24 protein-coding genes are annotated in these 26,518 nt (G+C 71.7%); 11 read left to right on the top strand and 13 right to left on the bottom strand.

Features of this window, described 5'->3' with window-relative positions:
- Positions 1–62: 62 nt before the first annotated feature.
- The 3 genes from ABGB14_RS41435 to ABGB14_RS41445 all read left to right on the top strand — a co-directional run bounded on the left by ABGB14_RS41435 (position 63) and on the right by ABGB14_RS41445 (position 2,257).
- Positions 63–533 carry a MarR family winged helix-turn-helix transcriptional regulator gene (locus tag ABGB14_RS41435; RefSeq protein WP_347649350.1) on the top strand — a complete coding sequence of 157 codons (471 nt, stop codon included), beginning with the start codon at positions 63–65 and terminating at the stop codon, positions 531–533.
- Between the two features lie 85 nt (positions 534–618).
- Positions 619–1,497 (top strand): nitroreductase, encoded by an 879-nt coding sequence (locus tag ABGB14_RS41440; RefSeq protein WP_347649351.1) that lies wholly within the window; start codon positions 619–621, stop codon positions 1,495–1,497.
- Positions 1,409–2,257 carry an oxidoreductase gene (locus ABGB14_RS41445; RefSeq protein ID WP_347649352.1) on the top strand — a complete coding sequence of 283 codons (849 nt, stop codon included), beginning with the start codon at positions 1,409–1,411 and terminating at the stop codon, positions 2,255–2,257. The genes ABGB14_RS41440 and ABGB14_RS41445 overlap by 89 nt, the downstream gene beginning before the upstream one ends.
- Here ABGB14_RS41445 and ABGB14_RS41450 read toward each other — a convergent pair.
- From ABGB14_RS41450 to ABGB14_RS41475, 6 genes are all read right to left on the bottom strand, one after another.
- On the bottom strand, positions 2,250–3,245 hold the full coding sequence (locus ABGB14_RS41450; protein ID WP_347649353.1) for a hypothetical protein: 996 nt from the start codon (positions 3,243–3,245) through the stop codon (positions 2,250–2,252). The genes ABGB14_RS41445 and ABGB14_RS41450 overlap by 8 nt on opposite strands.
- A gap of 48 nt (positions 3,246–3,293) precedes the next feature.
- The gene (locus ABGB14_RS41455) at positions 3,294–4,520 is read right to left on the bottom strand and encodes an FAD-dependent oxidoreductase (RefSeq protein WP_347649354.1); all 1,227 of its coding nucleotides are present in this window, start codon (positions 4,518–4,520) and stop codon (positions 3,294–3,296) included.
- A gap of 6 nt (positions 4,521–4,526) precedes the next feature.
- Positions 4,527–5,411: a TIGR03621 family F420-dependent LLM class oxidoreductase gene (locus ABGB14_RS41460; protein WP_347649355.1), complete on the bottom strand. Its 885-nt coding sequence runs from the start codon at positions 5,409–5,411 to the stop codon at positions 4,527–4,529.
- 95 nt (positions 5,412–5,506) lie between these two features.
- Complete coding sequence (locus ABGB14_RS41465; protein ID WP_347649356.1) at positions 5,507–6,511, bottom strand: MBL fold metallo-hydrolase; 1,005 nt, start codon at positions 6,509–6,511, stop codon at positions 5,507–5,509.
- 335 nt (positions 6,512–6,846) lie between these two features.
- The gene (locus ABGB14_RS41470; RefSeq protein ID WP_347649357.1) at positions 6,847–7,359 is read right to left on the bottom strand and encodes a flavin reductase family protein; all 513 of its coding nucleotides are present in this window, start codon (positions 7,357–7,359) and stop codon (positions 6,847–6,849) included.
- A gap of 371 nt (positions 7,360–7,730) precedes the next feature.
- Positions 7,731–8,318: a TetR family transcriptional regulator gene (locus ABGB14_RS41475; RefSeq protein ID WP_347649358.1), complete on the bottom strand. Its 588-nt coding sequence runs from the start codon at positions 8,316–8,318 to the stop codon at positions 7,731–7,733.
- A 59-nt stretch (positions 8,319–8,377) separates the two neighbouring features.
- On the opposite strand from ABGB14_RS41475, the gene ABGB14_RS41480 reads away from it, so the two are divergent.
- Positions 8,378–9,760: an amidohydrolase family protein gene (locus ABGB14_RS41480; RefSeq protein ID WP_347649359.1), complete on the top strand. Its 1,383-nt coding sequence runs from the start codon at positions 8,378–8,380 to the stop codon at positions 9,758–9,760.
- The gene (locus ABGB14_RS41485) at positions 9,757–10,953 is read left to right on the top strand and encodes an NAD(P)/FAD-dependent oxidoreductase (RefSeq protein ID WP_347649360.1); all 1,197 of its coding nucleotides are present in this window, start codon (positions 9,757–9,759) and stop codon (positions 10,951–10,953) included. The genes ABGB14_RS41480 and ABGB14_RS41485 overlap by 4 nt, the downstream gene beginning before the upstream one ends.
- A gap of 6 nt (positions 10,954–10,959) precedes the next feature.
- On the opposite strand, the gene ABGB14_RS41490 is transcribed toward ABGB14_RS41485, so the two are convergent.
- The 5 genes from ABGB14_RS41490 to ABGB14_RS41510 are packed head-to-tail and all read right to left on the bottom strand — an operon-like array spanning position 10,960 to position 15,110.
- Positions 10,960–12,141 (bottom strand): FAD-dependent oxidoreductase, encoded by a 1,182-nt coding sequence (locus ABGB14_RS41490; protein ID WP_347649361.1) that lies wholly within the window; start codon positions 12,139–12,141, stop codon positions 10,960–10,962.
- A complete protein-coding gene (locus ABGB14_RS41495) occupies positions 12,138–12,338 on the bottom strand; it encodes a ferredoxin (protein WP_347649417.1) in 201 nt (66 codons plus the stop codon). The genes ABGB14_RS41490 and ABGB14_RS41495 overlap by 4 nt, the downstream gene beginning before the upstream one ends.
- A 17-nt stretch (positions 12,339–12,355) precedes the next feature.
- Positions 12,356–13,537 (bottom strand): cytochrome P450, encoded by a 1,182-nt coding sequence (locus tag ABGB14_RS41500; RefSeq protein WP_347649362.1) that lies wholly within the window; start codon positions 13,535–13,537, stop codon positions 12,356–12,358.
- Positions 13,534–14,193: a carboxymuconolactone decarboxylase family protein gene (locus ABGB14_RS41505; RefSeq protein WP_347649363.1), complete on the bottom strand. Its 660-nt coding sequence runs from the start codon at positions 14,191–14,193 to the stop codon at positions 13,534–13,536. The genes ABGB14_RS41500 and ABGB14_RS41505 overlap by 4 nt, the downstream gene beginning before the upstream one ends.
- Complete coding sequence (locus tag ABGB14_RS41510; RefSeq protein WP_347649364.1) at positions 14,190–15,110, bottom strand: SDR family NAD(P)-dependent oxidoreductase; 921 nt, start codon at positions 15,108–15,110, stop codon at positions 14,190–14,192. Before ABGB14_RS41510 ends, ABGB14_RS41505 begins: the two co-directional genes overlap by 4 nt.
- Before the next feature lie 127 nt (positions 15,111–15,237).
- On the opposite strand from ABGB14_RS41510, the gene ABGB14_RS41515 reads away from it, so the two are divergent.
- A complete protein-coding gene (locus ABGB14_RS41515) occupies positions 15,238–18,012 on the top strand; it encodes an AAA family ATPase (RefSeq protein ID WP_347649365.1) in 2,775 nt (924 codons plus the stop codon).
- 74 nt (positions 18,013–18,086) lie between these two features.
- Here ABGB14_RS41515 and ABGB14_RS41520 read toward each other — a convergent pair whose 3' ends face one another.
- Positions 18,087–19,109, bottom strand: coding sequence for a fatty acid desaturase (locus ABGB14_RS41520; RefSeq protein WP_347649366.1), 1,023 nt, complete (start codon positions 19,107–19,109; stop codon positions 18,087–18,089).
- A complete protein-coding gene (locus ABGB14_RS41525) occupies positions 19,106–20,140 on the bottom strand; it encodes an STAS domain-containing protein (RefSeq protein WP_347649367.1) in 1,035 nt (344 codons plus the stop codon). Before ABGB14_RS41525 ends, ABGB14_RS41520 begins: the two co-directional genes overlap by 4 nt.
- Positions 20,141–20,590: 450 nt before the next feature.
- On the opposite strand from ABGB14_RS41525, the gene ABGB14_RS41530 reads away from it, so the two are divergent.
- The 5 genes from ABGB14_RS41530 to ABGB14_RS41550 all read left to right on the top strand — a co-directional run bounded on the left by ABGB14_RS41530 (position 20,591) and on the right by ABGB14_RS41550 (position 26,475).
- The gene (locus tag ABGB14_RS41530; protein ID WP_347649368.1) at positions 20,591–20,851 is read left to right on the top strand and encodes a hypothetical protein; all 261 of its coding nucleotides are present in this window, start codon (positions 20,591–20,593) and stop codon (positions 20,849–20,851) included.
- Positions 20,852–20,948: 97 nt separating this feature from the next.
- Positions 20,949–22,202 carry a PP2C family protein-serine/threonine phosphatase gene (locus ABGB14_RS41535; RefSeq protein ID WP_347649369.1) on the top strand — a complete coding sequence of 418 codons (1,254 nt, stop codon included), beginning with the start codon at positions 20,949–20,951 and terminating at the stop codon, positions 22,200–22,202.
- A gap of 276 nt (positions 22,203–22,478) precedes the next feature.
- Positions 22,479–23,999: a PQQ-dependent sugar dehydrogenase gene (locus ABGB14_RS41540; RefSeq protein WP_347649370.1), complete on the top strand. Its 1,521-nt coding sequence runs from the start codon at positions 22,479–22,481 to the stop codon at positions 23,997–23,999.
- Positions 24,000–24,372: 373 nt separating this feature from the next.
- Positions 24,373–25,023 (top strand): hypothetical protein, encoded by a 651-nt coding sequence (locus ABGB14_RS41545; protein ID WP_347649371.1) that lies wholly within the window; start codon positions 24,373–24,375, stop codon positions 25,021–25,023.
- Between the two features lie 75 nt (positions 25,024–25,098).
- Complete coding sequence (locus tag ABGB14_RS41550) at positions 25,099–26,475, top strand: DUF4331 domain-containing protein (RefSeq protein WP_347649372.1); 1,377 nt, start codon at positions 25,099–25,101, stop codon at positions 26,473–26,475.
- Positions 26,476–26,518: the final 43 nt, after the last annotated feature.

The following is a 26,518-nucleotide window of genomic DNA, read 5'->3' on the forward strand; positions in this document are numbered from 1 at the left end:
TCCCGGATTCGTGATACATCCGAGAAAGTTTCAGACGCAACGATATTCGGTAGCCTGTCGCCATGACCGCCGATGTTCCCGATACCCCGCGCGCGACCGACCGCCCCGGCGACACCTCGCCCTTCGCCCTCGGCCTGCTCCTGCGCCAGGCGCACTGGCGGGCCGGCACGGTGATGGCGGAGGCGCTCCGGCCGCTCGGCATCGAGTTGCGGCACTTCGCCGTGCTGATCGTGCTGATGAACCGCGGGCCCACGGTTCAGCGCGACCTGGCGGCGGCGACAGGGTCGGACAAGGCCGGAATCATGCGGGTCGTGGACGACCTGGAGCGCAAAGGGCTGGCCGTGCGCAAGGCGGTTCCCGGCGACCGGCGGGTGCGGGCGGTGGAGATCACCCCGCAGGGCGTCGAGCTGTTCGACGCCGCCCACGTGGCGGCGGAGCCGCAGGCCGAGCGGCTGGTCGCCGATCTGGAGCCCGGCGAGGCCGAGCAGTTGAAGGAGTTGCTGACCCGGATCGCCTATCCCGGGGGCACGTGAGCACCGCCCGCATATCGTATTGAATGAGACCGTATCGTTTGATACCATCATAGATGTAACCAAGAGAGCCGAGGGAGCGGCGATCATGGATGTCTACGAAACGGTCACGAGCCGGCGGGCGGTGCGCGGCTTCACCGACCAGCCCGTCCCGATGGAGGCGCTCAGGCGCGTGTTGTCAGCCGCCGCCTGGGCGCCGTCCGGGTCGAACCTCCAGCCCTGGCACGTCTACGTGGTGACCGGCGAGCCACTGGCCGAGATCAAGAGGCGCGCCGGCGAGCGCCTGGCCGCCGGCGACCCCTGGGACGAGCGGGAGTACGAGATGTACCCTCCCGCACTGAAGTCCCCCTACCGCGAGCGCCGATCCGCCTTCGGCCGCGAACGCTACGGCGCGCTCGGGATCGGACGCGACGACTGGGAGGCGCGCCAGCGGGCCGCGGCCGAGAACTGGGACTGCTTCGGCGCGCCCGCCGCCCTGTTCTGCTACATCGACCGCGACATGGGCCGGCCGCAATGGGCCGACGTCGGCATGTACCTGCAGACCGTCATGCTGCTGCTCCGGGCCGAAGGGCTGCACAGTTGCCCGCAGATGGCCTGGTCGGTCTATCGCGAGACCGTCGCGGAGGTCCTGCACCCTCCGGACGGGCTCATCCTCTTCTGCGGCGTCTCCATCGGCTTCGAGGACGTCACGGTCGATCACGTCCGCACGGGCCGCGCGCCGCTCGAGGAGACGGTCACGTTCGTCGGGGGCTCCAGCGCGCCGCCACGGCCGATCCGCGCGTACGAGCAGCTCAGGGCAGCGCACATCCGCTGCAGCGAGCCGCGCCGAGGCCGGCCCGGCCTGCCCGGGCAAATCCCATCACACCACTTGGAGAGAGATGACCGGCCACTTCCTGCTCGGCGGCGACCTGACGGTCGGGCGGCTCGGCCTCGGCGCCATGCGCCTGCCCCAGTCCCGTCCGGGTGAGCCGGCCCGCGATCCCGGGACCGGCCGCGCCGTCCTGCGCCGCGCCGTCGAGCTCGGCGTCGACCACATCGACACGGCCGGCTTCTACCGCAGCCAGGACGGCTCCGTACACGCCAACACCCTGATCCGCGAAGCCCTCGCCCCCTACCCGGACGACCTCGTCATCGCCACCAAAGTGGGCCCCGTCCCCGGTCCCGGCGGTCTCGGCGAGGGCAGCTCCGCCGATCTGCGGCCTCAGGTGGAGGCCGACCTGCGGAGTCTCGGCCTCGACCGCCTCGACCTGGTCTACCTCCGCATCGGCACCACGACAACGCCCCAGGGCGAATCGCTCGCCGAACGCTTCGAGACGCTCGCCGCCCTGCGCGAAGAAGGCCTGATCCGCCACCTGGGCGTCAGCAACGTCGACGCCCACCACCTCGCCGAGGCCCGCGCGATCGCTCCCGTCGCAGCCGTCCAGAACCACTTCAACATCGCCGGCCGCGACGACGCGGCCCTCCTGGACACCTGCGCCCAGGCCGGCATCGCCTTCGTCCCCTTCTTCCCTCTCGGGGGTGGAAAGACCGAGATCGACCATTCCGCCGTGGCCAAGGTCGCCGGACGCCACAACGCCACCGTCCACCAGATCGCCCTCGCCTGGCTCCTGGCCAGGTCCCCCGCGATTCTGGCCATCCCCGGCACAGGCTCGGTGGCCCACCTGGAAGCCAACCTCGCCGCCCGAGCCATCACCCTCACCGAGGAGGACCTCGCCGACCTCACCTGACGCCCAGGACGTTCTTCAGCGGCACGGCGCTCACCGTGAACGGCAGCTCGGGATCATCCTGCTCCCACTTGTCGAACTGGCTGTTGGGCACCAGCAGCCGACCCCGGTGGATCACGGCGGCCGTGGGATACCTGAACGTCGCGTCCCGGTAGACCTTCGTGACACTCGCGCCCGAGGCACCGAGCCGCACAGTGACGATCTGGTTCTGGACGTTGCGGGTGATCAGCAACCGGTCCCCGCTCACGGGCGTGATGCTGTCTCCGGAGGAGAGCGGCCCGCCCTTCAGCGGGATCTCGGAGACGTCGCGGGTGGCGAGCCTGATCCGGTAGAGCTTCCCGGTGTTGGACTGGATGACGATCAGGCTCCGGCCGCCGCGGGCCGGCACGACCCCGTTGACGTTGAAGCCCTCCTGGTAGCGCACCACGGTGTCGTTGAAGTCGAGGAACCGCTCCGGGGTGCCCGGCCGCTCCGTCCTGACCAGTTCCGAGGCCGGGACGCGCCACAGGACGGGTGTGTGGGAGTCGGTGAAATAGGCGTTGCCGTCCGCGTCGAACTCCAGGTCGTTGACGAAGGTGCCCTCCCGCAGCCCGGTGTCGAAACGGCGGACCAGCGACCGGTCACGGGTGTCGTACACCCACATCTGCCCGGTCACGCCGCCCGCCACGTAGAGCCTGCCGCGATCGTCCAGCCTCAGCCCCTGCGCCATCGTGCGGCCGTCGGTCCCGCCCGGCAGGTAGACCTCCAGCCTGCGCACGCCGGGACGCCCGCGGTAGATGGTGCCGTCGCGGGCGCCGCTGACGTAGAAGAAGCCGCTCACCGGGTCGGCGCACACGCTCTCCGGAAAGACCTGCCCGCCTGGCACCACATAGGTGGAGGCCGGCATGTACTCCGCCGCGGCGGCGGACACGTCGCCGACGCCGGAAAGTGCGGCCAGGCCCACGGCGAGCACGGTGAGCACCGCTGCCCCGCGGCGTCGGAATGTCGGCATGTTCATCCTTGTCTTCTCCACATCGTGGTTCATGCGTGGCGAGGGCGATCAGCGCAGTGCGAAGGGCGGGGCGTGCTCCGGGCGAGGGCCGAAGGCGATCATCCGCGCGGGGATCCGCTTGAACCCGGGCACCCGGGCGAGGTAGATCGCGATCTTCGGGGCCCCGGAGCGCTTGCCCGCGAACGCGGGCGCGAAGAGGAGCCGGTGCAGAACGCGCTGCATGACCTGCACGAGGTGGGTGGGAAAGCGTCGCCTGCGGCGAACCCTGGCCAGGTCGTGGCCGTTCACGCGCCCCTCCAACAGCGGCTCGGCGAGGTACGTGGCGGCGGCCACCGCGTCCTGGATCGCGAGATTGATCCCCATCCCGCCCGCCGGCGACATGGCGTGGGCGGCGTCGCCGATCATCAGGAGGCCGGCCACGTGCCAGTCGCCCGCCAGCCGGTTCAGCCGGACGTCGAGCAGGTGCAGGTCGTCCATGGACGTGATCTCGTCCACCCGGTCGGCGTACTGGGGACGCAGCCGCGCCACCCGCTCGCGGAACCGCTCCACGCCCTCGGCCCGCAACCGGGGGTCGGCGCCCTTCTCGGTGAAGTACGCGATCTGGTAGTACTCCGGGCGCACGAACGTCAGCAGCACCTCCTTGCCCTGGAAGTCGGGCAGCAGTTCGGCGGCCGAGCCGCGTTCGTGCTCGAACCTGGGCAGGCGGAACCACCAGGTGTCGAACGGCACGGGAAACTCTCGCACGGCGAGCCCCGATTCGCGCCGCAGGATCGAGTGGCGCCCGTCGCAGCCCACCGTCAGGTCGGCCCGGATCTCGCCCATCACGCCGTCGCGGTCACGCGTGCGCACGCCGGCGACCCGGCCGTCCTCTCTGAGCACCCCGGTGACCTCGGTGTTCATCTTCATGGTGAAGGTCGGCTCGCGCCCGGCCGCCGCAACGAGAAAGTCGAGGAACTCCCACTGCGGGATCATCGCCACGTAGTTGTACGGGGCGGGCAGGGCGTCGAAGTCACCGAGCTCGATGCGGCTTCCGTCGGGGGCGGGCATGCCCAGGTTGCCGAGCTTGCTCTGGGGGATGGCGCGGAAGGCCTCCCCGAGACCCAGCTCGTCCATCAGCCGGACCGTCGAGGCGTGCACGGTGTCGCCGCGGAAGTCCCGGAGGAAGTCGCCGTGCTTCTCCAGCACCGTCACGCGCACGCCGGCCCTGGCCAGCAGCAGTCCCAGGATCAGCCCGGCAGGCCCGCCGCCCGCGATCAGGCAGGTCGTCCGTTCCATCGGCGGTCACCTTCCTGCGAGAAGTTCGATCACCGGGGCGAAGGTCTCCATCGAGGCTTCGAGCACGGTGATGTAGCTGAAGCCGAGCCGCTCGCGGTGTTCGCGGAGTTGCTCGGCGATGTGTGCCGCGGTGCCGATCAGAACCGCGGGGAGCCGCAGCAGCTCATCGACCGTGAGGTGTGGCGCCAGCTCCGGCAGCAGCCGCTCGGCGGCGGCACGCCGGTCCCCCGTGACGATCACGGTCCTGGCTCCCACGTTGAGCTCCACCGCGCGGGCCCGCGCGCCGAGCGCCGCCCGGATGAACGCCGCCCGCTCCGCGACTGTGCTCGGATCGGCGAGCGCGGGGCCGGCGGGCCCGGCCGCCATGCTGTTGTAGGCGATGATGTCCGCGTGCCGCGCGGCCAGCCGCAGCAGCCGGTCGCCGCGCCCGGCCACCAGCAGCGGCAGCCGGCCGGCCGGCCTCGGCCGGTACGCCGCGTCGCCCATGACCCGCCCGAGCCAGGTCACCGCGGCCTCGAGGTCGGCCAGCCGGTCGTGTGCGGTCGGCGTGGGCATCCGGGCCCGTCCGTACTCCTCGACGATCTGCCCGGCGCCGAGCCCGACCTCCAGCCGCCCGCCGGTGAGCCCGTCGGTGGTGGCGGCCTCGCGGGCGAGCAGCGCGGGGTTGTAGAACCCGGTGTTGAGCACGAACGTGGAGACCCGTGGCCGTCTGGTCACCTCGGCGGCCAGCAGCAGCGCCGGGAACGGGGCAGGCAGGTCGAGGTGGTCGCCCACCCCGATCACGTCGTAGCCGAGCCGTTCGGCGGCGCGGCACTTGACCGCCCATTCCGCGCGGGTGCCCGCAGCGTTCAGGTTCACCCCGAACCGGAACGGGCGCGTGTGGGTTTCCACGTGCTCGGTCTCCTTGTCGAGTTCTGACGGCCGCGGGCGTCCTGATGTGCTCCTGCCGGACGCCGGCGCGCGCGGAAGGCGGGAGCTCCCCGTCGTCAGGAGACCTTCTCGCAGATGCGGTAGGTCATCATCACGCAGATGCGGTGGAGCTGGCGGCACATGCCGAGGAAGTCCGCGTGCGGGGGCGCCGGAGGGCTGGGGTAGGCGTCGAGCCTGGCCGCGAACTCCGGGTCCAGCCCGCCGGCCCACGGGTCGGTGCAGCGGGCGTAGACCTCGTCGATGGGGACGCCTGCCTGGTGGGCGGTGCTCACCTCGTCCTGGAGGCGTTCGAGGTAGGCGAGCAGCGCGTCGATCGCCTGCGGCCCGTCGCCGATCGGGCCGTGGCCGGGGACGATGGTCTCCAGCTCGGGCAGGCCCGCCTTCAACGCGCGCAGCCCCTGGATGTAGGGCACGGGACCGCCCTGCAACATCATGTGCGCCGATCCGGCCGCGCACAGGTAGTTGCCGGTCCAGGCGGTACGCGCCGAGGGGACGTAGACGATCGTGTCGCCGGGGCCGTTGCCGGGACCGAAACGGTGCAGCTCGACGGTGGTGCCGCCCAGGTCGATCTCGGCGTGGGTGTCGAAGACGACGTCCGGCAGCCGCCAGGTGGTGAAGGCGTCGAATTCGGCCTCGGCGCCGTACATGTTCTTGGAGCGCATCTCCTTCTCGTAGGCCAGGTCGTGCATGTTGTCGCGGTTCTCCCGCGAGGTGATCACGGTCACGTCGTCGGGAAAGGCGATGTTCCCGAACGTGTGGTCGCCGTGGTAGGTCGTGTTGGCGAGGTAGCGCAGCGGCCGGCCGGTCACCTCTTTCGCCGCGCGCTGGACCTGCGCGCCGACCGCCGGGGTCACGCCGGAGTCGATGATAAGCGACGCCTTCGTGCCGGCGACGACGCCGTTGTTGTCCTTGGGCGGGACGGTGGCCATGAGCGCGTGCACGCCCGCGCCCAGTTCCCGCGCCCGGAATTCCAGGCCGACCGGGCTGAGGTTGGGGCCGTAGTAGTCCGGCGGGCGTTCCTTGGTCTCGCGGTCGAGCAGGTGGTGGGAGAGCTCGGACATGAACGGGACTCCTGTCCTCGTGGCCACCGCGGGCCGGTGGCGTACCCCTCAATATTAAGCAAACGATCGATTGATTTACAACCGAAGATCGAGAGGTCGCCCGGCACCCGCTCCGGCGTACCGGGCGACGAGCACGCCGGACGGCCGTACGAGCTGACTGGAGAACTCCAGAGGCCGGCGAGTCGAGGACCCGCGCGTGGCGTTCGGTCCCGGGCAGGCGCAGAGGCTCGGCGACCAGGCGGCCGACGGCGTGGCGAGGGTCGAAGGAGCCGAGCGGGTTCCGGGAGACGAGCTGGATGCGGGGGTGCAGGGGACGGCGGGCGCCAGGTGCGGGTTCAGGAGTCGGGGTGGGCCAGGAAGCGGCCGAAGCGGCCCTGGTGGTAGAGGAGCGGGCGGCCCGCGTGCCGCACGCCGGCCTCCGCGACCAGGCCGACGACCAGGAGATGGTCGCCAACCTCGACCCGCTCGTAGGGCAGGCAGATGAGGTGTGCGGAGACGTCGTGCAGCAGCGGGGCGCCCAGCGGTCCCGGCCGCCAGCGGGTGGGGGCGGCGAAACGGTCGATGTTCTTGCGGGCGAACCGGGCGGCCAGGCCGGCCTGGTCGCTGGCCAGGATGTTGACCGCGAAGTGGTCGGCGGCGCCGAGCTGCGGCCAGGTGGTGGAGGAGCGGTCCACGTAGAAGGAGACCAGGGGCGGGTCGAGGCTGACGGAGGAGAAGGAGGTGGCGGTGAGCCCGGCGGGGACACCGCCGTTCTGCGCGGTGATGATCACGACGCCGGCGGCGTGCACGGCGAGCGCCTGCCGGAACCGGTCGGCGGCCAGGGCGCGGTCGGGCAGGGTGTCGGTCATGCGAGTGGCTCCGTCCGGTACGCGCGGTCGCTGGGGTGGCCTGATGTCGGCGATGGATTGATCACGAGAGGGTTCCTCACGGGGAGAAGGCATGCTCACGCGGCGCCCCGGCGGTCGGTCCGGGGCGCGGGGTCGTCATGGTCGGCGAGGGCGTGGGCGTCGTCGGCCACGCCGGCGGCACGAAGAAGGCGGGCGGCGGGGCCCGCGGCTACATATCCGTGATCAACGACACTGGGCGCTGGCGACGTGGCCGAAGTCCACGTGGGAGCGCTTGGTCAGGAGGGGATCCTGCCTCATGTTGATGACGCTAAGCCGACATTCCGGATAAGTCAACATTTCCTACTAGTTTTGCCGGAAATCCCGGTGCGCCCCTAAGCGTCGAGGTAGCGCTGCACGTTGTCGCCGACCGCGGCGACGAGGTCCTCGAAGTCCATGGAGGCCAGCGGCTCCAGGCGGAGCAGGTAGCGGCCGACGATCACGCCGAGGCCCTGCCCGTGCACCAGGCCCGCCTTCACCTCGATGGCCGGGTCGTCGGGCCTGGCGGCCTTCAGTGCGGGTAGCACCTGGCGGTCGACCAGCCGCTGCACGGCCTCGGCGGCGTCGTCGCGGGTCATCGCGGCGCGGTGCAGCGCGGCCATGGCCTCGTTGCCGCCGCGCTCCCACGGCTCCAGCGCGGCGCGGGCGAAGCGGCGGCCGATCTCCCCGCGCGGCACGCCGGTCAGGTCGAGCGCGGCGAAGCCGGCCTGCGTGGTCAGCGCGAACAGGTCGGCCTTGCTGCCGTAGTAGCGCACCACCATCGCGGCGGTCACCCCGGCGTCGGCCGCGATGCCCCTGATCGTGGTCTTCTCGTAGCCGTCCTTGGCGAACCTGGCCCGCGCCGCCTCCAGGATCGCCCGCCGGGTCGGTGCCGACCGTTCGCTGAAGCGCGCCACCGGCGTCCAGGTCCCGTCGTCGTCCATGGCGTTGACAATATCAGCGCTCGTATGCATACGATCGTTTGCAAACATACGTTTACAGCATGGGAGTGATCGTGAAGGTTCTCCTCAGGGGCCTCGCGTACGTGGCCACCTTCGACGCCGAAGACCGCGAACTGACCGGCGCCGACATCCTCATCGACGGGCCCAGGATCGCCGCCATCGGCCACGGCCTGCCCGCCGACGGCGTCGACCGGGTCATCGACGGCACCGGGCTGCTCGCGCTCCCCGGGCTCATCAACGCCCACCAGCACCTGTACCAGGCCTCGATGCGCACCCTTCCCGCGCTGGAGCGCTCCGGCATGCCGCGCTTCCTCGGCCTGCAGAACGAGCTGGTGCTCCGGCGCTGGAAAGAGGGCAGGTTCGACGCCGGCGCCGTCGGCGCGACCGCCCGCGCCGCGCTCACCGAGTCCGTGCTCGGCGGCGTGACCACCGTCGCCGACCAGCACACGATCTTCCCGGGCGACGACCCGGAACCGTACGTCGAGGCCACCATCGAAGCCGCCACCGAGGTCGGCGTGCGCCTGCACGCGGGACGCGGCAGCGTGACCTTCTCCAAGGCCCGCGGCGGCATGGTCGACGACGTCTTCGCCGAACCGGTCGACGCCATCGTGCGGCACGCCGAACACCTCATCGCCGCCCACCACGACCCCGAGCCGTACGCGATGACGCGGATCGTGCTCGCCCCCTCCGGCGTGGTGTCGGACGTACCGGAGATCTTCGAGGCGTTCGCCGCGCTCGCGGCGGCGCACCCGGGCGTCCGGCTCCACACCCACCTGCACCACCACGAGGACACCCGCTTCGCCCAGGCCAGGTTCGGCTCGTCACCCTGGCGGATCCTGGCCGAGCACGGCTTCGCCAACGACCGGCTGTGGGTCGCCCACGCGGTCACGCCGCCGCCGGAGGAGATCGCCGAGTACGCGGCGGCGGGCATCGGCGTGGCCCACATCCCGGCCGCCGACCTCAAACTCGGCTGGGGCCTGGCCCCCGTACGCCGCTACCTCGACGAGGGCGTCACCCTCGGATTCGGCACGACGGGATCGATGACGAACGACGGCTCCAACCTCCTGGGCGACCTGCGCGTCGCCGCCCTCGCGCACCGCGCTCCGCGTACCGGTCCCGAGGAATGGCCCACCGTGAGAGAGCTGCTGGCGATGGCCACGCGCGGCTCCGCCGCCTGCCTCGGCCGCCCCGACCTCGGCTCGCTCGCCGTGGGCCGGGCCGCCGACGTCTCCTGCTGGGACCTGACCTCCGTCGACCGCGCCGGCGTGCACGATCCGCTGGCCGCGCTGCTGTTCACCGGCCTGAGCGACGCCGCCTCGCTGGTCCTGGTCAACGGCGCCGTGGTGGTGGAGGACGGCCGGGCGACGCGGACCGACGCGGACGCGACCGCACGCGAGGTGAACGCGCTCGTGGACGCGCGATGAACACGTTCGTGTGCGTCGTGGGCGCCGGCCCCGCCGGGCTGGTCACCGCCATCGGGCTGGCGCGCGCGGGAGTGCCCTTCGTGCTGCTGGACGCGGGCCACGGGCCGGTGACGGAGTCGCGCGGCCTGGTCGTGCACGCGGGCGCGCTGGAGGTGCTCGACGAGCTGGACGTGGCCGGCGACCTGCTGCGGGAAGGCACGCTGGTGCGCGACTTCCGCATCGCGGTACGCGGGCGCGCGCTCATGCGCATCCCGCTGGGCGAGGTGCCCTCGCGATTCCCGTACGTGCTGCTCGTGCCGCAGGCCACCACGGAGGCCGAGCTGTACGCTCGCCTCGCCGAGCTGGGACACACCCCCTTGTCCGGCCACCGCGTGACCGGCGCCCGCCAGGACGGCGACCACTACGAGATCACCGGCGAGGACCCCGGCGGCCGGCCGTTCACCGTCCGCGCCCGGCACCTCGTGGGCGCGGACGGCCTGCACAGCACCGTGCGCGACGCGATCGGCGTCGGCCTCCCCCGCCACACCTACGACACGGCGTTCCTCTCCGCCGACGTGGACATGCGCGACGGCCCCGACCCCGGCCTGGCCCACATCATGCCCAGCCGGCACGGCCTGCTGTTCCTGGCCCCGCTGCCCCGCGGCCGGTGGCGTCTGATCATCTCCGTACGCTCCCCCGGCGGCCGGCGCCCCGATCCGCCCTCGCGCGCCGAGGTGCAGGGCCACCTGCGGCAGCGGGGCCTGCCGCGGGCCACGATCACCACCGTGCACAAGAGCGCCGGGGTCCTGCTGCACCACGGCATCGCCGACGACTTCGGCCGCGGCCGGGCAGCCCTGGCCGGCGACGCGGCGCACGTGCACAGCCCGGCGGGCGGAATGGGCATGAACACCGGCATCCAGGACGCCCACGACCTGGCCGCCACCCTGGCCACGATCCACCGGGGCGAGGACGCGGCCACCGCGCTGGCCGGCTACCGGCGCCGCCGGATGGACGCGGCCCGGCAGGTCGTCGCCTTCACCGACCGCATCATGCGGCTGGTCACCCTCGACACCGTGGCCGTGCACGTGCTGCGGACGTCGGCATTCGCGCTGGCCGGGCTCGTACCGGCGATCCGTCGGCGGGTGGCCCTGATGGTGTCCTGCACCACCCGCACCCCGGCCCGCACCGGCGCGCCCGGGCTGCCGTCCGCCTGATCGGGATCACGCCGCGCCGGACGCGAGCAGGGTGCGGCAGGCGCGCAGTTGCCGGGGCATGCCGATGCCGACGAGGCCCACGGTGCGGCCCTCGCGGGAATAGGCGGCCACCAGGCGGCGCTCGGCCGTGCCGCCGTGCCCGACCTCCACCTCGCATCCGGCGCTGACCAGGCCGAACGCCTGGATCTTCAGGTCGTACTGGTCGGACCAGAAGTACGGGATGCCGGTCAGCGGGCGGCGGGCGTCCGGGGCGGCCAGCAGGTTGGCGGCGGCCAGGGCGCCCTGTTCGGCGGCGCTCGTACGGTGCTCGACGCGGATACGTCCGGCGTAGCGCGGGTGGTGCCAGGCGCAGACGTCTCCGGCCGCGTACACGGCGGGGACCGCCTGACCGTACGCGTCGCACTCCACCACGCCGCCGCTCAGGGGGATGGTGCTGCCGGACAGCCACGCCGTCGCCGGAACGGTGCCGACGCCGACCAGGACGGCGTCCGCGGCGATATGCGTGCCGTCGGTAAGCTCCGCGCCCGTCACCTCCCCCGCGGCGGAACCGGTCAGGGCCGCGATCGCGGTGCCGCAGCGGACGTGCACGCCGCGCTCCGCGTGCACCTCGGCCAGCATCCCGCCCAGCTCGGCCCCGAGCACGCCGGCCATCGGCGCGGGGCCGGGCTCGACCATGGTCACGTGCACGCCGAGACCGGCGGCCACGGCGGCGGCCTCCGCGCCGATGAAGCCCGCGCCGGCGACCAGCAGGCGCGCCCCCGGCTGGAGCCGGGCACGCAACGCGAGGGCGTCGTCGAGCGTGCGGAGGTAGTGCACACCGGCCAGGTCGTCGCCCGGCAGGCGGCGGGGCAGCACGCCGGTGGCGATGATCAGCGCGTCATAGCCGAGCGGGCCGCCAGAGGTCACGCGCAGCCTGCGCCCGTCGTGGTCCAAGCCGGTCGCGGCCACGCCGAGGCGCAGGTCGAGGTCGAGCGCGGCGAGCCGATCCCGCGGCCGCAACACGATCCGCTCCGGCGGCCACGCCCCGGACAGCACCTGCTTCGACAGCGGCGGCCGGTCGTAGGGAGCGCGGTGTTCCGCGCCGACGACGGTCAGCCTCCCCCTGTGGCCGTTGCGGCGCAGCGCCTCGGCCGCGGTGATGCCCGCGACCGAGGCGCCCACCACGACCACATGGTCGTGGACGGTCACGGCGCCTCCCGTACCGAGATGGCCATGGCCGGGCAGACCTGGGCGGCCTCGCGCACGGCGTCGTGCAGTCCGGGCGGCGGCGCCGGGTCGAGCAGGACCACGACGCCGTCCTCCGCACGCTGGTCGAACACGTCGGGCGCGATCAGCACGCACTGGCCGGCGGCGCAGCACAGGTCCTGGTCGACGCCGACCTCCATGCCGGCAGGCACGCCGCTCACCACGTCACCGGGAGGCGGTGCAGCCCGTACACGTTCGCGTCCTGCTTGAACGGCAGCTCGTCGAACGGCACGGCCGGCCTCAGGCCGGGGACGCGGCGGAACAGCGTGGTGTAGACGATCTCCAGCTCCAGCCGGGCCAGGTTCTGCCCCAGGCACTGGTGGATGCCGAAGCCGAAGGCGAGATGTCCGCGGGCGGAGCGGTGGACGTCGAGGGTGTCCGGGTCCTCGAAGGCGCGGGGGTCGCGGTTGGCCGACGAGGCGGCGGCGATGACGCCCTCTCCGGCGCGGATGAGCACGCCGTCCACCTCCATGTCCCGCGTCGCCACCCGGGAGGTGGCCTGGTCGACGATGGTGAAGTAGCGCAGCAGCTCCTCGACCGCGCCGGGCATGAGCGTCGGGTCCGCCTGAAGCTCGGCGAGCAGGTCCGGGTTCTCCAGGAGGGCGAGCGTCCCGAGCGAGATCATGTTCGCCGTGGTCTCGTGCCCGGCGATCAGCAGCGTGAGCGCCATCCCGGACATCGCCTCATGGTCGAACATGTCCGCTTCCTGGTATTTCACGACCAGGCGACTCAGCAGGTCATCGCCAGGGTCGCGAACCTTCTCGCCGACCAGCCGGTGCAGGAAGCGGCGCACCTCGCCCATCGCCGCCGCGCGCCGCTCGGCCGTGGTGCCCTTGTTGACGATCTCCGCCGTGCGGGCGTGGAAGAACCCTCGCTCGCCGTACGGCACGCCGAGCAGCTCGCAGATCACCAGCGACGGGACCGGCAAGGACAGCGCCTGCACCAGGTCCGCGGGGCGCGGCCCGGCCAGCAGCTCGTCGATCCGCCCGTCCACGATCTCCTGCACGCGGGGACGCATGCCCTGCACCCGCCTGACCGTGAACTCGGTGGTGACCATCCGCCGGTGGCTGTTGTGCTCCGGCGGGTCCATGGTCAGGATCGAGCCCCTGAGGTGCCGCCCGAACCCGGGCATGACCAGGGGGAAGCCGGGATGCGTACGGTCGGAGCTGACATGCGGGTTCGACAGCACGGCGCGTACGTTCGCGTGACCGGTGACCAGCCAGGCCGTCCTGCCGCCGGGGATCGAGACGCGGGTGACCGGCGCGCTCTCGCGGAGCTCGGCGTACCGGGGCGGCGGGTCGAACGGGCAGGCCCGTGGCATCGGGAAGTCCTCGCTCACGACGTGCCCCCCTTCAGGTACGCGTCGAGCCGCTCCATCGCCTCGATGGACCGGCCGACGCTCAGCTCGGCCATCATGCGCAGCAGCCACCGCAGCTCCTCCCCTTCCACGCCGGCGCGCCGGGCGGCCTCCACGTGCGTGCGGAAGGGCGTGCCGAGCGTCTGCTGGACGACGTCGGCGGCCACGCAGATCAGCGCGCGCTCGCGCGGCGTCAGGTACGGCCGCCCCCACCGCCGCCCGGCCTGATCGGTGGCGAAGGCGGCGAGCCCGGCGTCGGCGCCCTCCGGGTAGGCGGGAGGCTCCCACGCTTCCGGCGCGGGCAGATCTACGCCCTTCACCTCCGGGTGCGCGGCCTCGATCTCGGCCAGGCGGACGAACGCCCGCACCACGGCCGGGTAGCCCGCGTACGGCGCCAGGTGGCGCAGCACCTCCCTGACCGTCTGCCAGGAGGCCCCGCCCGCGGTGGTCAGCACCTTGAGATGCGTCTCGAACGGCAACCCGAGATTGCCGTCGCACACGTCGCTGGTGATCCAGGTGAACATCTTCTCCCGGATGCTCAGTCCTGGTACGGCCAGCATCGACTCGCCGACCTGCAACGCCATCGGAGCGAAGTCCGCGTCCAGCGAGGTGATCGGGTCAGTGGGCAGAGTGGTCATCGTCCATCTCGCTTTCGGGTCGCGGGCCGGGGGCGGGCTTCGTGCCGCCGGCCGCCGAAGGCCGGGTCCATGCCGAGCATCCGCAGGAAGAGCCGGTCGAGCAGGCGGTCGGGCAGCAGCCGGGGCAGCTTGGTGAGCAGCTTGGCGTGCCCGCCCGCGGGATATCGGGTCGCCGGGCGGGGCGCGGTCAGCGCGCGCAGGATCGCGCGGGCGATCACGTCGGGCGGGCTGCCGCGGTCGCTGCGCTCGGCGATCCGGTCGACGACCGCGCCGAACGACTCGCCGTACAGCTGCCTGCCCTGCTCGGGCAGGCCGTCGACGAGCCGCCGGGCGGCGGCGATCATCTTGCCCGGCGCCGCGGTCGCGGTCGCGCCGGGCTCGACCAGCACCACGTGGATCCCCCACGGGCGCAGCTCCATGCGCAGCGCGTCGGTGAGCGACACGAGCGCGTGTTTCGGCATGGTGACCGGGGCGATGTACGGCAGCGTGATCCGCCCGCCCTCGGAGCCCACGTTCACCAGCCGTCCGGCTCCCCTGCGCAACAACGGCAGGAAGGCCTGGGCCACCGCGAGCTGCCCGACGAGGTTGACCTCCAGCTCGCGCCGCAGGTCGTCCAGCGGGATCAGCTCCAGCGGGTACGGCGAGCCGGTGCCCGCGTTGTTCACCACGCCGGACAGCCCGCCGGAGCCCACGTGATCGGACACCGTCGCGACCGCCTCCGCGATCAGATGTCCGTCGGTGACGTCGAGCCGCAGCGGCAACGTCCTGCCCGGCGCCAGCGCCGCCACCTCCTGGGCCGCGGCGTCGCTCCTGACCCCGGCGAACACGGTGAACCCCACCCTGGCCAGCGCCAGCGTGGTCGTCCTGCCGATGCCCGACGAAGCGCCCGTGACGACCACGGCACCGCGATCCTTCATTCCGGCCACCCCCTGACCTCTCGTGATTACGGACCCCGACGGTAGGAGGAGCCGGCCGGGTCCCGAATCCGTCAACCGAACAGTGGGGATGCGGGAGGTCGCGGACCGTGGGCTAGGGTTCCGAGACATGCTGTACGGGCGCGACGCGGAGCTCCGCCGGATCCAGCACCTCATCGAGGCGGTCCGGGCGGGCGGCAGCGGAGCGCTCCTGCTGACCGGCGAGCCCGGCACGGGCAAGACCGCCCTCCTCGACCACTCCGCCGGCCGGGCGGAGGGCGTCCGCGTGCTGCGCGTCCACGGCGTCGAGAGCGAGGCCGACCTGCCCTTCGCCGCTCTGCACCAGCTCCTGCGCCCCCTGCTCCCAGGCGTTCGCGCGCTCCCTGGCCCGCAGGCCGCCGCGCTGTCCCGCGCCTTCGGCCTGGCCGGGCCCGGCGACGGCGGCCCGGCGGCGGAAGGCGCGGGCGGGCGGTTGCTGGTCTCGCTGGGCATGCTCACGTTGCTGGGCGACGCGGCCGAGGAAACCCCCGTGCTCTGCGTGGTGGACGACGCGCACTGGCTCGACGTGCCGTCCGCCGACGCGCTGGGGTTCGTGGGCCGGCGGCTGACCGGCGAGTCGATCGGGCTGCTGTTCGCGGTCCGCGACGGCCACCCCGCACGTTTCCCCGGGCTGCCCGAGCTGCCCGTGCGAGGGCTCGACCACGCCTCCGCCTCCGCCTTCCTCGCCGAGCGGCACCCGGAGCTGGCCGCGCACGTACGCGAGCGGATCGCCGCCGCGGCCGGCGGCAACCCCCTGGCCCTCGCCGACCTGCCCACGGCGCTCACCGCGGACCAGCGCACCGCCCACACCCCGCTGCTCGGCCCGCTGCCGATCCCCGACCACCTGCGCCGCCTGTACGCCGACCGCGTTCGCGACCTCCCCGCGGACACGGCCACGCTGCTGCTCGTGGCCGCAGCCGAGGACGGCGGCGAGCTCGCCGCCGTCCTCCGCGCGGCCGGCGAGCTGGGCGTACGCGCGCAGGCGCTGGACGCCGCGGAGAGGGCGGGCATCGTCACGATCGAGGACACCGCCGACGGCCGCCGCGTGGTGTTCCGCCACCCCCTCGTCAGGACCGCCGTCTACCACGACGCGCCCTTCAGCCGGCGGCTCGCCGTGCACCGGGCGCTGGCCAGAGCGCTCGATCCCGAACGCGGAGCCTGGCACCGCGCCGCCGCGGCGACGGGACCCGACGCCGAGGTGGCCCGCGACCTCGAACGCGGCGCCCTGCGCGCGCTGCGCCGCGGAGCTCCGGGCACCGCGGCAGTCGCGCTGGAGCGGGCGGCGTGGCTGACCGCCTCGGCTCCTGACCGGGCCGCCCTGCTCGTCTCCGCGGCGGAGGCCGCCGGCACGTCGGGCGACCCCGAGCTCGCCGAGGCGCTCGCCGGCCAGGCGGAGCGCGCCGGCGCCGGCCCGGAGGGCCGGGCCAGGCTCGGCCTGCTCCGCGCGAGCGCCGCCTTCGACCGCGGCTCCCCGGCCGACGTCCACCGCCTGCTGCTCGACCGCTCCGCGCCCATCGCGAGGACGCATCCGGAACTCGCCGCCACCATGCTGCTCGACGCCGTGAAGAACGGCTGGTTCCTCAACGACCCGGCACGTACGCGCTCGGCCTCCGAGGCGCTGGCCGCCGTCCCTCTCCCGCACGGCAGCCCGCTCACGCCTCTGGTCGGCACGGTGCTCGCCCTCGGCCAGGTCGTCGACGGCGCCGACCACCCGGTGGACGGCATGGAGAACGCCAGGCCGCCGCTCGGCGCGGTCACCCCCGAGACGCCCCTCGGCGCGATCATGACCGCGGCCGCCGCCATGGTGGGCGACGACGTGGGGCTGACCGACGTGGCGGGCGAGGCGGTGCGGGCCTGCCGGGCCGCGGGCCGCATCGGCTGGCTGCCCCTCGCGCTGCAGCTGCTCGCCTCGGCCGAACTGCTGTCCGGCCGCCACCACTTCGCCGCGGCCACCGCCGCCGAAGGGCTCGACCTGGCCGTGGAGCTGGGCCAGGACAACCGCGCCTGCCACTTCAGAGGGGTGCTCGCCTGGCTGGACGCGGTGGCGGGTGAGGAGGAGTCGTGCCGTGAACGGGCCATGCTCTGCCTGCGCCACGCCGAGGCGCAGCGCATCCCGCCGAGCGCCGCCATCGCCTCGTGGGCGCTGGGGCTGCTCGACCTCTCGCTCGGCCACGCCGACGAGGCGCTGGCCCACCTCCTGCCCCATGCCGCGGTGAGCGGCGGCCATCCGCTGATCGCCATCATGCAGACCCCCGACCTGGTCGAGGCCGCGGCCAGAGCGGGCAGGGCCGACCTGGCCCGGCCGCACCTGGCGCGCTACGCCGCCTGGTCGGCCAGGGTGCGCCGCGACTGGACACTGGCCGCGCTGCACCGCTGCTCCGCGCTGCTCGCCGACCACGACGACGCGGAAAACCACTTCGAACGGGCTCTCGAACTCCATGACCGCGCCGGGCTCTCCGGCCGGCCACGGGCCTTCGACCACGCTCGCACGCGTCTGGCCTACGGCGAGTGGCTGCGCCGCGCACGCCGCCGCGCCGACGCCCGCGAACCCCTGCAGGCCGCGTTCGAGGCCTTCGACCGGCTCGGCGCCACGGCGTGGGCGGAGCGCGCGAGCGCCGAACTCCGCGCCACCGGCCACGGCTCCAAGCCCGCCGCCACGGCCACGGCCGGACTGGCCGCGCTCACGCCCCAGGAGCTCCAGGTCGTGCGGATGGCGACCACCGGCGCCAGCAACAGGGAGATCGCCGCGCACCTGTTCCTCAGCCCTCGTACGGTCGCCTACCACCTCTACAAGGCCTTCCCCAAGCTGGGCGTGACCTCGCGGGTGGAACTGGCCGCCCTGCTCCACGACCGTCCCTCGGCCTGACGCGGAGGACTCGAATGGTCCGGATCCGTGGCTGACTACTGTGACGTCTGCCGATCGGCGCACTTCACTACCGACTATGCGGGGTCTCTTGTCTCGCCGGGGCGTGGGATGCTGGCGCGCAGAGTGTGTTTGCCGGCCACCGTGCGTTGGTGGCCGAGGATTTCGGGGGGCTGCCAGTGCACGTTGGTGGCCCAGTTCAGGCGTTCGAACAGGCTGATGAGGGCGGCGGAAGGGTCGATTTGTCGGCCGCTTCGGCCGTGCCGGGCGCAGTTGGGCTGGCTGTGGTGGCCGTTGTGCCAGCTTTCTCCGAAGGACAGCAGGGCCAGCGGCCACAGGTCGGTGGAGCGGTCGTGGCGGCGGGTGGTGTGCGGCCGCTCGCCGATCATGTGGCACAGGGAGTTGACGCTCCAGGTGACGTGTTGCAGCAGGGCGATGCGGACCAGGCCGGCCCAGATGAACGCGGTCAGCCCGCCGTACGGGCTGCCGCTGATCGCCCAGCCCGCCGCAAACGGCAGGAGCAGGGAGGCGGCGCACAAGGCGGGGAAGGCGCGTGAGATGCGCAGCATGGCCGGGTCGTTGCGCAGCAGGTCAGGGGCATACCGTGCGGCTGAGGTGGGTTCGCTGGAGAACAGCCAGCCCAGGTGGGCGTGGGCCAGGCCGCGCAGTTGCCCGCCAGGACCGGTGCCGTAGCGGTAGGGGGAGTGCGGGTCGCCGGGCTGGTCGGTGAAGGCGTGGTGGCGGCGGTGGACGGCCACCCAGTCGATGAGGTTGCCCTGGAAGCTCATCGATCCGGCCATGGCCAGGACGATGCGTAGCCAGGGGCGGGCGGTGAAGGAGCGGTGAGTCAGCAGCCGATGGAAGCCGACCGTCACTCCCAGCCCGGTCACGATGTAGAAGACGGCGGTCAGCAGCAGGTCGGTGAGGGTGATCCCCCTTCCCCACGCCAGCCAGATTCCGGCACCCAGCGCGATGAACGGCGCGATGACGATCGTGATCGTCAGTGCCACCTGCCCGGCATGGACATTGAGGCGCTGCTCGGCGTGCGGGAACGGAGATCGCCCGTCGTATGCCGGGGCCTGGGCGCCCACCCCGGTCACGCCACCATCGGCAGGCTGCGGTCCAGGCCGGTGATGTGCAGCAGCCGGGACATGAACGGGCGGGGCGCTTTCAGCGCCAAGGTGATGCCCATCGACCGGGCGCGGCGCTGGATGCCGACCAGGACGCCCACGCCGCCGGCGTCGCAGAAGGACACCTGCGACAGGTCGAGGATGAGCAGGCTCGTGCTGTAGTGCAGCGTGCTCAGCAGTTGACGGCGGAGCGCTGCGCTGGTGAAGATGTCGATCTCTCCGGACAGATGAACGGTGGTCGGCTTTGACCGGTCGGCCACGCCGAGTGGCGCGATGTCGATGACAGTTATGGCGGATTCCTTTGGAGAAGCTGGAATGGGATGAGATGCCTGCCGGCTGGAGATCGGTCCGCCGGAACGGGCGGGTCCTTCTACCGTCTGATCCGGTCGGCAGACGGAACGCGGGTTACGCCGGTGCTGATGGCCGTCTGGTAGGGAGGGCGGCTGCTGACCGGTGACTGACCCGCCCTCATTCTCCCAGCGGGCCGTGCCGTCGGCGGCCGTCCCGCTCAGAGGCGGAACGGGATCGGGCGGCAAACGCGCGCCTGTGAGAGCGTCGTCGACGCTCAAGCCGGCGGTGTCCTGGGCGGTGAGCTTGAGCGTGGCCTCAGCGGGACCGGCGGCGGTGTCCGGCGGGATGACCAGCAGGACGATCGGGTCGCCGGCCGCGAAGATGAGAGTGATCAGGCGCGGGTCGGTGTGGCGGAACCAGCCGACGCGGACCTGACGCCCGCGTGCCGGGATGCGGTGCGGGATGCTCTGCCACGCATCGCCATGCAGGCCGATGCGGAGCGTTACACGGCCAAGCAGCCGGTCGACGGCGGCGATGAGGCCGGGCAGTTCGGTGGCCGCGTCGCGGGAGTAGGGCCACCAGGCCCCGTCCACCACAGCTCGCCGATCCAGCACCGGATGGAGACCGAGCCGTAGCGCAGAATCGACCCGGGGGATCGCGGATGAGGTGGAGCTGAGCGGTGCGGGTGGAGAAAGAAGTGTCGGCGTCATGGTCGCCTGACCTGTCCGGGCCCCCGAAGAGGCCGGTGGTGGTTCGCCGGGGGCGACGCAGACCTGAGTGCCAACGCTCGAAAAGTCCTCGGTACGTTTATCTTACCTCCTACTTCCAGAATTTCCCAATTCTGGAAGTAGGCTGACCAGGTGGTTTCCGGAAACATGCCCTCAAGATCACGCAACCAGCCGGATCAGCTTCCAGAAACACGCCGCTACGCCCTGCCGAGCGAAGTCGACAAGGAAGCCGCCTTGGACGCCCTCATCATCGACCACTGACCAGAGCAACAAACCGGTGCGCAGCGGGTGCCGCGATGGTCACTTCCGTGTCCCAGCTTGATTGGAGGGCACCGCGTCCGCCCCGCAGGAGGCGAATGTGGAGGGCAGCCGCCTACAGCATTCGACCCTGGGCAGGAGGTCCCTTGCGGATTCTGGTGAAAGGAGCCGACCGTGCCGGAGAATGTCGCACTGATCATTCGATTCCACCTGATAAGCGGCGAAGACGTCTCCGTGATGAGCGGGGACTTCGACGGGGAACCGGAGGCGGTGGCGGCGATCGCCCGTGCCATGGACGAGCGGCGCGGCCTGGTGTTGATGCGAGCGAGATATGGCCGTGAGACCGAAGTGAACGGCGTGGTCATCAACCTCGCCAACGTGGTGTCGGCGCGTGTGTCGAAGACAGCCAGCGCCGAGGCGGGTCAGTACCTGTAGCGGCGGGCTGCCACGACACGCCCTGACAGTGGCCAGCCGGGCGATGTCCTCGGTGAACCTCTCACCGGAGCGCGAGCGTCGTCCGAAGATGAAGTCAGTGGCGGGGGAAGAGGGGGTGAGCCCGGCCATGGGCGAGGAGATCGTGGACCGGTCGGAGGGTTTCGGTGAGCGCCTGCTCGGCCTGCTGCTGGACAGGGCACGGCTGATGCCGCCGCAGCTGATCGCCCCGCTGATCGCGGAGGAAGTGGCCAGGGTTGGCGGCCGTGACGTCTCGATCCTGCTCCAGGACTACGCCCAAGAGCTGCTGGTGCCGCTTTCGGGCAGGAAGCTGCACATGGGCCAGCCCAAGCCGATGGCCGACTCCCCCGCCGGCCGGGCCTTCCTGAGCGCGGATGTCGTCGAGGTTGCGCAGGTCAGAGGCGTACGGATGTACCTGCCCCTGCTGGACGGAAGCGATCAGGTGGGGGTGATGGCCCTGACCCTGGACGCCGTCACCGACGACGACCGGCGCCTGCTACGCCGGCTCGCCGGTCTGGTCGCCGACATGCTGGTCACCAAGAACGCCTACACCGACCAGTTCTTCCTGACCCGGCGCCGGGAGCCGATGAGCGTGTCCGCGGAGATCCAATGGAGCCTGCTGCCGCCGCTGTCGATGTCCGTGCCGCAGATCGAGGTGGCCGGCATCCTGGAGCCCGCCTACCGCGTCGCCGGCGACAGCTTCGACTACGCCCTGAACGACAACATCCTGCAAGTGGCCGTGATCGACGCGATGGGCCACGGCCTGGACGCCGCCTCGATGGCGACCATCGCCATCGGCGCCTACCGGCATGCCCGGCGCGTGTTCATCAGCCTGGCGGAGAAGTACGCCTTCATGGACGATGCCATCTCCCGGCAGTTCGGGCCTGACCACTTCGTCACGGCGCAGCTGATGCAGGTGAACATCACCACCGGTGAGCTGGAGCTGGTCAACGCGGGACACCCCGCGCCGCTGCTGATCCGCGATGGCCGGGTCGCGCGCACGCTGGAGAGCGCGACGACGTTGCCCGTAGGCTTCGGCGGAGAGGAGCCCCGGATCGCAGTGCACATGCTCCAGCGGGACGACCGGGTGCTGTGCTACACCGACGGCATCATCGAGGAGCGCGTCGCCGGTGGCGAGCCGTTTGGTGAGGAACGCCTCATCCGCTGCGTCAAGCGCCTGGGGGAAGAAGCGTCGGAGGGAGTGCGGGCGGATCTGCGTCGGCTCTCCCACACGCTGAAGCAGGAACGGAGCGAACGCACCAGCGACGACGCCACCCTTTTCATGATCGAGTGGCACGGGGGCGCCGCCGACCACCTCGCGGTTGTTGACTGAGCGCCTCGACGTCGACCGAGTCCGCACCGGCCAGCACCGCCCACACGGACGGCGGACAGCAGCGCCTCGAACGGGCGGCCACGCGCGCGCTGGGCGATGTACGTTTCATGCGGCCGGTGGCGGCCCTTGCCGGAGGATGTCGCATCACCGCAGGTGAGATGGTGTCAATGGCCTGGCGCGTCAGCTCCGCGCGTACATCTTGATCGCCGCCCTGGTTGGGACGGCGGGCGAGCCTATACCGTCCGATCCGACGACGCCTCGCCTCTGGAGTCCCTCATGCCAGGTAAACGCTGGGCCGCCCCCGCACTGCTCGCCCTGACCCTGCCGCTGCTCGCCCCCGTGGGCGTGCTCACCCCACCGGTCGCCGCGGCGACGTCCGTCTCCGAGGTGCCGCTGGAGGAGATCAACACGGTCATCACCCAGGTCGCCTTCGGTTTACGCCGCCCCACCGCCATCGCCGCACCCGATGACGGGACGGACAGGCTGTTCGTCACCGAGAAGCGCGGGACCGTGCGGGTCTACCACCCGGACACCGGTCTCGGCCAGACCCCGATCATCGACATCACGGCGTCGGTGGACGAGTCCGGCAACGAGCGCGGGCTGCTCGGCATCGCCCTCTCTCCCGACTTCGCCGAGAGCCATGACGTGTACCTCGCCTACACGGCGCTGCCGGACGGCGCGGTGACCCTGGCACGGTACGGGCTGGACGACGCGAACCTCGAACCCCTGCTCTCCCAGGAGCACGCCGAGAACAGCAACCACAACGGCGGCCAGATCACCTTCGGCACCGACGGCAACCTGTACATGAGCATCGGCGACGGCGGCGGCTCAGGCGACCCCTTCGACTCCGGGCAGCGCGTGGACACCCTGCTGGGCAAGATCCTGCGCATCGACGTCAGCCGGAGCTGCGGCGACCTGGCCTACTGCGTACCCGAGGACAACCCGTTCGCCGGCGTCGCGGGCGCGCGCGAGGAGATCTGGATGTACGGCGGGCGCAACCCCTGGCGCTTCTCCGTCGACCCGGCGGACGGCTCGATGTGGATCGCCGACGTCGGCCAGGGCAGGTGGGAGGAGATCAACCACATCAAGCCCGGACGGCAGTCCGGCGCGAACCTCGGCTGGTCCTGCTACGAGGGGCTGGAGGTGTTCGACGAGACCCAGTGCGACTCCGGCGCCGACTACACCGAGCCGGTCTTCACCTACTCCCCGCACACCGGCGGCTGCGCGGTCATCGGCGGGCAGGTCTATCACGGCGAGGAGTTCGCCGACCTGGTCGGCGGCACCTACATCGCCACCGACTACTGCTCCTCCACCGTGTGGGCGCTGCGCGAGGACGGCGCGGGCGGCTATCACCAGGCCGAGATCGGCCAGACGCCGACGCAGGTCACCGCGTTCGGCGCCACGCCGGAGGGCGAGCTGTACGTCGTCAACGACCTTCCCGGGGGCCTGCACCGCGTCTCGTTCGAACGCGCGAAGCCGGCCTGCCTCATCGGGCACACCACGCAGACCTGGGGTGGCGGCATGACCGTCGACCTCACCATCACCAACACCGGCACCACCCCGATCAACGGGTGGACGCTGAGATTTCCCCTCTCGCGCGGGCAGACCGTCATCTCCGACTGGAACACCGACCTCACCCAGAGCGGCGACATCGTCACCGCGGTCAACGCCGCCCACAACGGCTCCATCGCCCCTGGCGGCAGCGTCACGCTGGGTTATCTCGTCAGCCACACGGGCGACACGTCCCTGCCGAGCAGGTTCTCCCTCAACAGGGACGCCTGCGCCGTCGACCGCTGACCGAGGCTCTGTGCAGTGGTATAACTACACTATGTGAGCGCGGCGCCCCGGCGCCGCCCAGCTGCGCCTCCCCATCTCCCTCCAAGGAGCAACCAGCATGCGCGCGACCCCCACGGCCACCGTCCCACCCTCCCCAGCCACCGGAATCTGAGGCCACCATAAGGCGCCCCCAAAACCGGGCGCCTTTCTCCTTTTGCACCCCGCACAACTGGCCACGCCACGCATTGTTTTTGTGCACCCGATTTACCGGTGCCGGCCTTTCGATGACTGCATTTACGCTCCCTTTACAAGGAGTGACATCTTCACTACGTTGAGTATGTCATTGCAGGTCAGAGGCGTTTGACCGTCTCGTGACAACGAAAGGACGACAGCCATGCGCACCCTTTCCCGCATTACCGGAACACTCATGATCGGCGCCGCGATAATCGCGGCGACGGCCGCCCCCGCGGGGGCCGCTCCCGCGATCCCCGGCAGCCCGTCCATTCAGCCGCCGAGCGCCACGTGTTTCGAGTTCCCCTACTTCGGCCCGAAGGGGCACGCGAACTTCGATTTCGGCAACGACATCATCAGGCTCCTCGACGAGCGCGGCGCCCGGGTGGAGGGCCTCGCCCCCATACAGGCCAAGCCCGGCAACAGGGGCATCTACATGCCCATCGGGTGGAAGCAGGACCACATCGACCCGTGCAACGGCGTCTACTACCCCGGCGGGTTCGTCATCAACGACGTCAGGAGCGGGCACAGGGTCGCCATCCACGACATCTACCTGCGCCCCGACGGCGCGCACGCTCAGGTCGAGATCGACGGCCGGCCCCAGGGCGAGCAGCTCGTGGCCACCTACCGGCTGTCGGAGTTCGCCCCGTACGTTCCCACGCCCCGGCCGCTCGAAGGCGGCATCGGGCCCAAGCACTGGCCGTTCTATGTCAGCCCCTACCTCAGCCGGACCGTCAGGCAGCTCACCGGCATCCCGCTGAACGAGGGCGCCTACCTGGCCAACCTCGACGCGGTCGTCCAGTACGTGCCGTAGGGCGACCTCCCCAGACCTGAGATCCGCCCGGCCGTGCCCGCGGGCACGGCCGGGTGCCGGCGAAACGAGAGACAGATGCAAGTGACCAGCGCGAGAAGCCGGTGGACGTGGGCCACCACCGGCGGCGCCGCCATAGCCATGCTGACGACCACGGTGCTGCTCGGCCCCTCCATGCGGCCGGGCACGGCGACCAGCCACTGGGACGCCCCCGCGACCACCCGGGACAAGCAGGTCGACGCGACCGACCTGTACGCCTTCATCAGCCCCGAACGCCAGGACACGGTCACGATCGTGGCCAACTACATCCCTTTCCAGGTGCCGAACAAGCCCTACCAGTTCGACACCGGCGCCCGCTACGAGGTGCACATCGACAACACCGGCACCGGCCGGGCCGCCGTCACCTACCGCTGGACGTTCACCACCAAGGGGCTGCCGGTGCCCTCCTTGGTCCGCAAGCACCAGGCGGGTCCGGCCGACGCCCTGGTCGAGCAGAGCTACACGCTGACCAGGCTGCGCGACAGCAAGTGGGAGACGCTCGTGCGCGACGGTTATGTCGCTCCCACCGACATGGGCGCCCTGGCCACGCCGAACTATCCGGAGCTGCGCCGCAAGGCCGTCCGTGACCTGCCGGGAGGGGGCAAGGTCTTCACCGGCACGGCCGCCGACCCGTTCTACTCCGACAACCACGCGGTCAACCTGCTCAGGTTCGGGCTGCCGTTCTTCCCGGTCAAGACCGGCGTGCCGCTCAACGTCAGCTCGCTGGCCCTGCAGATCCCCAAGTCGGAGCTGGCGCTCGGCGGCGACCCCGCGGCCAACCCCGTCATAGGCGTCTGGACCACCGCCTCCCGCAGGTCCAGCGGCGTGCTCGGCTCAGAGTCCGCCGGCTTCAAGCAGGTCTCGCGGCTGGGCAACCCCAACTTCAACGAGGTCATCATTCCGCTGAAGCAGCGCGACCGCTTCAACACGCTGCGGCCCGACGGCGACGAGAGCGGCGGGCTGGTCGTGCCCTCCACGCTCGACCCCGGCCAGGCCGAGGTCGTCGCGAAACAAGCCAAGGTCGCGGCGCCGCCGACCCCGCGCAAGGACCTGGAGGAGATCTACCTCACCGGCCTGACCACGCGGGGCGACGGGCCGATCGACCGGGACCTCAACTCCCACCTGCTGAACCGGGACGTCTCGCGCATCGCCAAGGCGGAGGAGCTGCGCCTCAACATGAGCACGCCCGTCGCCGCTGAGCCGGACAAGTACGGCCTGCTCAAGGGCGACGAGCAGGGCTACCCCAACGGCCGCCGCCTCATCGACGACGTCGTGACCGTCAACCTGCGCATGCTCCTGGGCGAGCCCGCGGGCCCCGGCGCTCCGGGCCTCATCGCCGAGGACAACCCGGCATTCCTGTACAAACCCATCTCCGGCAGCTTCCCCTACCTGGCGCTGCCCGTCACCGCCGTCTGAGCCCACACCGAGGACACCCGATCAGATGAGTCGTATACGGCGA

Origin of the sequence: Nonomuraea sp. B10E15, from assembly GCF_039871615.1 — a bacterium.
Classification (GTDB): Bacteria; Actinomycetota; Actinomycetes; order Streptosporangiales; family Streptosporangiaceae; genus Nonomuraea.

Coding starts and splice junctions, on each gene's coding strand:
- ABGB14_RS41435 (WP_347649350.1), top strand. CDS start 63: ATGACCGCCGATGTTCCCGATACCCCGCGCGCGACCGACCGCCCCGGC.
- ABGB14_RS41440 (WP_347649351.1), top strand. CDS start 619: ATGGATGTCTACGAAACGGTCACGAGCCGGCGGGCGGTGCGCGGCTTC.
- ABGB14_RS41445 (WP_347649352.1), top strand. CDS start 1,409: ATGACCGGCCACTTCCTGCTCGGCGGCGACCTGACGGTCGGGCGGCTC.
- ABGB14_RS41450 (WP_347649353.1), bottom strand. CDS start 3,245: ATGCCGACATTCCGACGCCGCGGGGCAGCGGTGCTCACCGTGCTCGCC.
- ABGB14_RS41455 (WP_347649354.1), bottom strand. CDS start 4,520: ATGGAACGGACGACCTGCCTGATCGCGGGCGGCGGGCCTGCCGGGCTG.
- ABGB14_RS41465 (WP_347649356.1), bottom strand. CDS start 6,511: ATGTCCGAGCTCTCCCACCACCTGCTCGACCGCGAGACCAAGGAACGC.
- ABGB14_RS41470 (WP_347649357.1), bottom strand. CDS start 7,359: ATGACCGACACCCTGCCCGACCGCGCCCTGGCCGCCGACCGGTTCCGG.
- ABGB14_RS41475 (WP_347649358.1), bottom strand. CDS start 8,318: ATGGACGACGACGGGACCTGGACGCCGGTGGCGCGCTTCAGCGAACGG.
- ABGB14_RS41480 (WP_347649359.1), top strand. CDS start 8,378: ATGGGAGTGATCGTGAAGGTTCTCCTCAGGGGCCTCGCGTACGTGGCC.
- ABGB14_RS41485 (WP_347649360.1), top strand. CDS start 9,757: ATGAACACGTTCGTGTGCGTCGTGGGCGCCGGCCCCGCCGGGCTGGTC.
- ABGB14_RS41495 (WP_347649417.1), bottom strand. CDS start 12,338: ATGGAGGTCGGCGTCGACCAGGACCTGTGCTGCGCCGCCGGCCAGTGC.
- ABGB14_RS41505 (WP_347649363.1), bottom strand. CDS start 14,193: ATGACCACTCTGCCCACTGACCCGATCACCTCGCTGGACGCGGACTTC.
- ABGB14_RS41510 (WP_347649364.1), bottom strand. CDS start 15,110: ATGAAGGATCGCGGTGCCGTGGTCGTCACGGGCGCTTCGTCGGGCATC.
- ABGB14_RS41515 (WP_347649365.1), top strand. CDS start 15,238: ATGCTGTACGGGCGCGACGCGGAGCTCCGCCGGATCCAGCACCTCATC.
- ABGB14_RS41525 (WP_347649367.1), bottom strand. CDS start 20,140: ATGACGCCGACACTTCTTTCTCCACCCGCACCGCTCAGCTCCACCTCA.
- ABGB14_RS41540 (WP_347649370.1), top strand. CDS start 22,479: ATGCCAGGTAAACGCTGGGCCGCCCCCGCACTGCTCGCCCTGACCCTG.
- ABGB14_RS41545 (WP_347649371.1), top strand. CDS start 24,373: ATGCGCACCCTTTCCCGCATTACCGGAACACTCATGATCGGCGCCGCG.
- ABGB14_RS41550 (WP_347649372.1), top strand. CDS start 25,099: ATGCAAGTGACCAGCGCGAGAAGCCGGTGGACGTGGGCCACCACCGGC.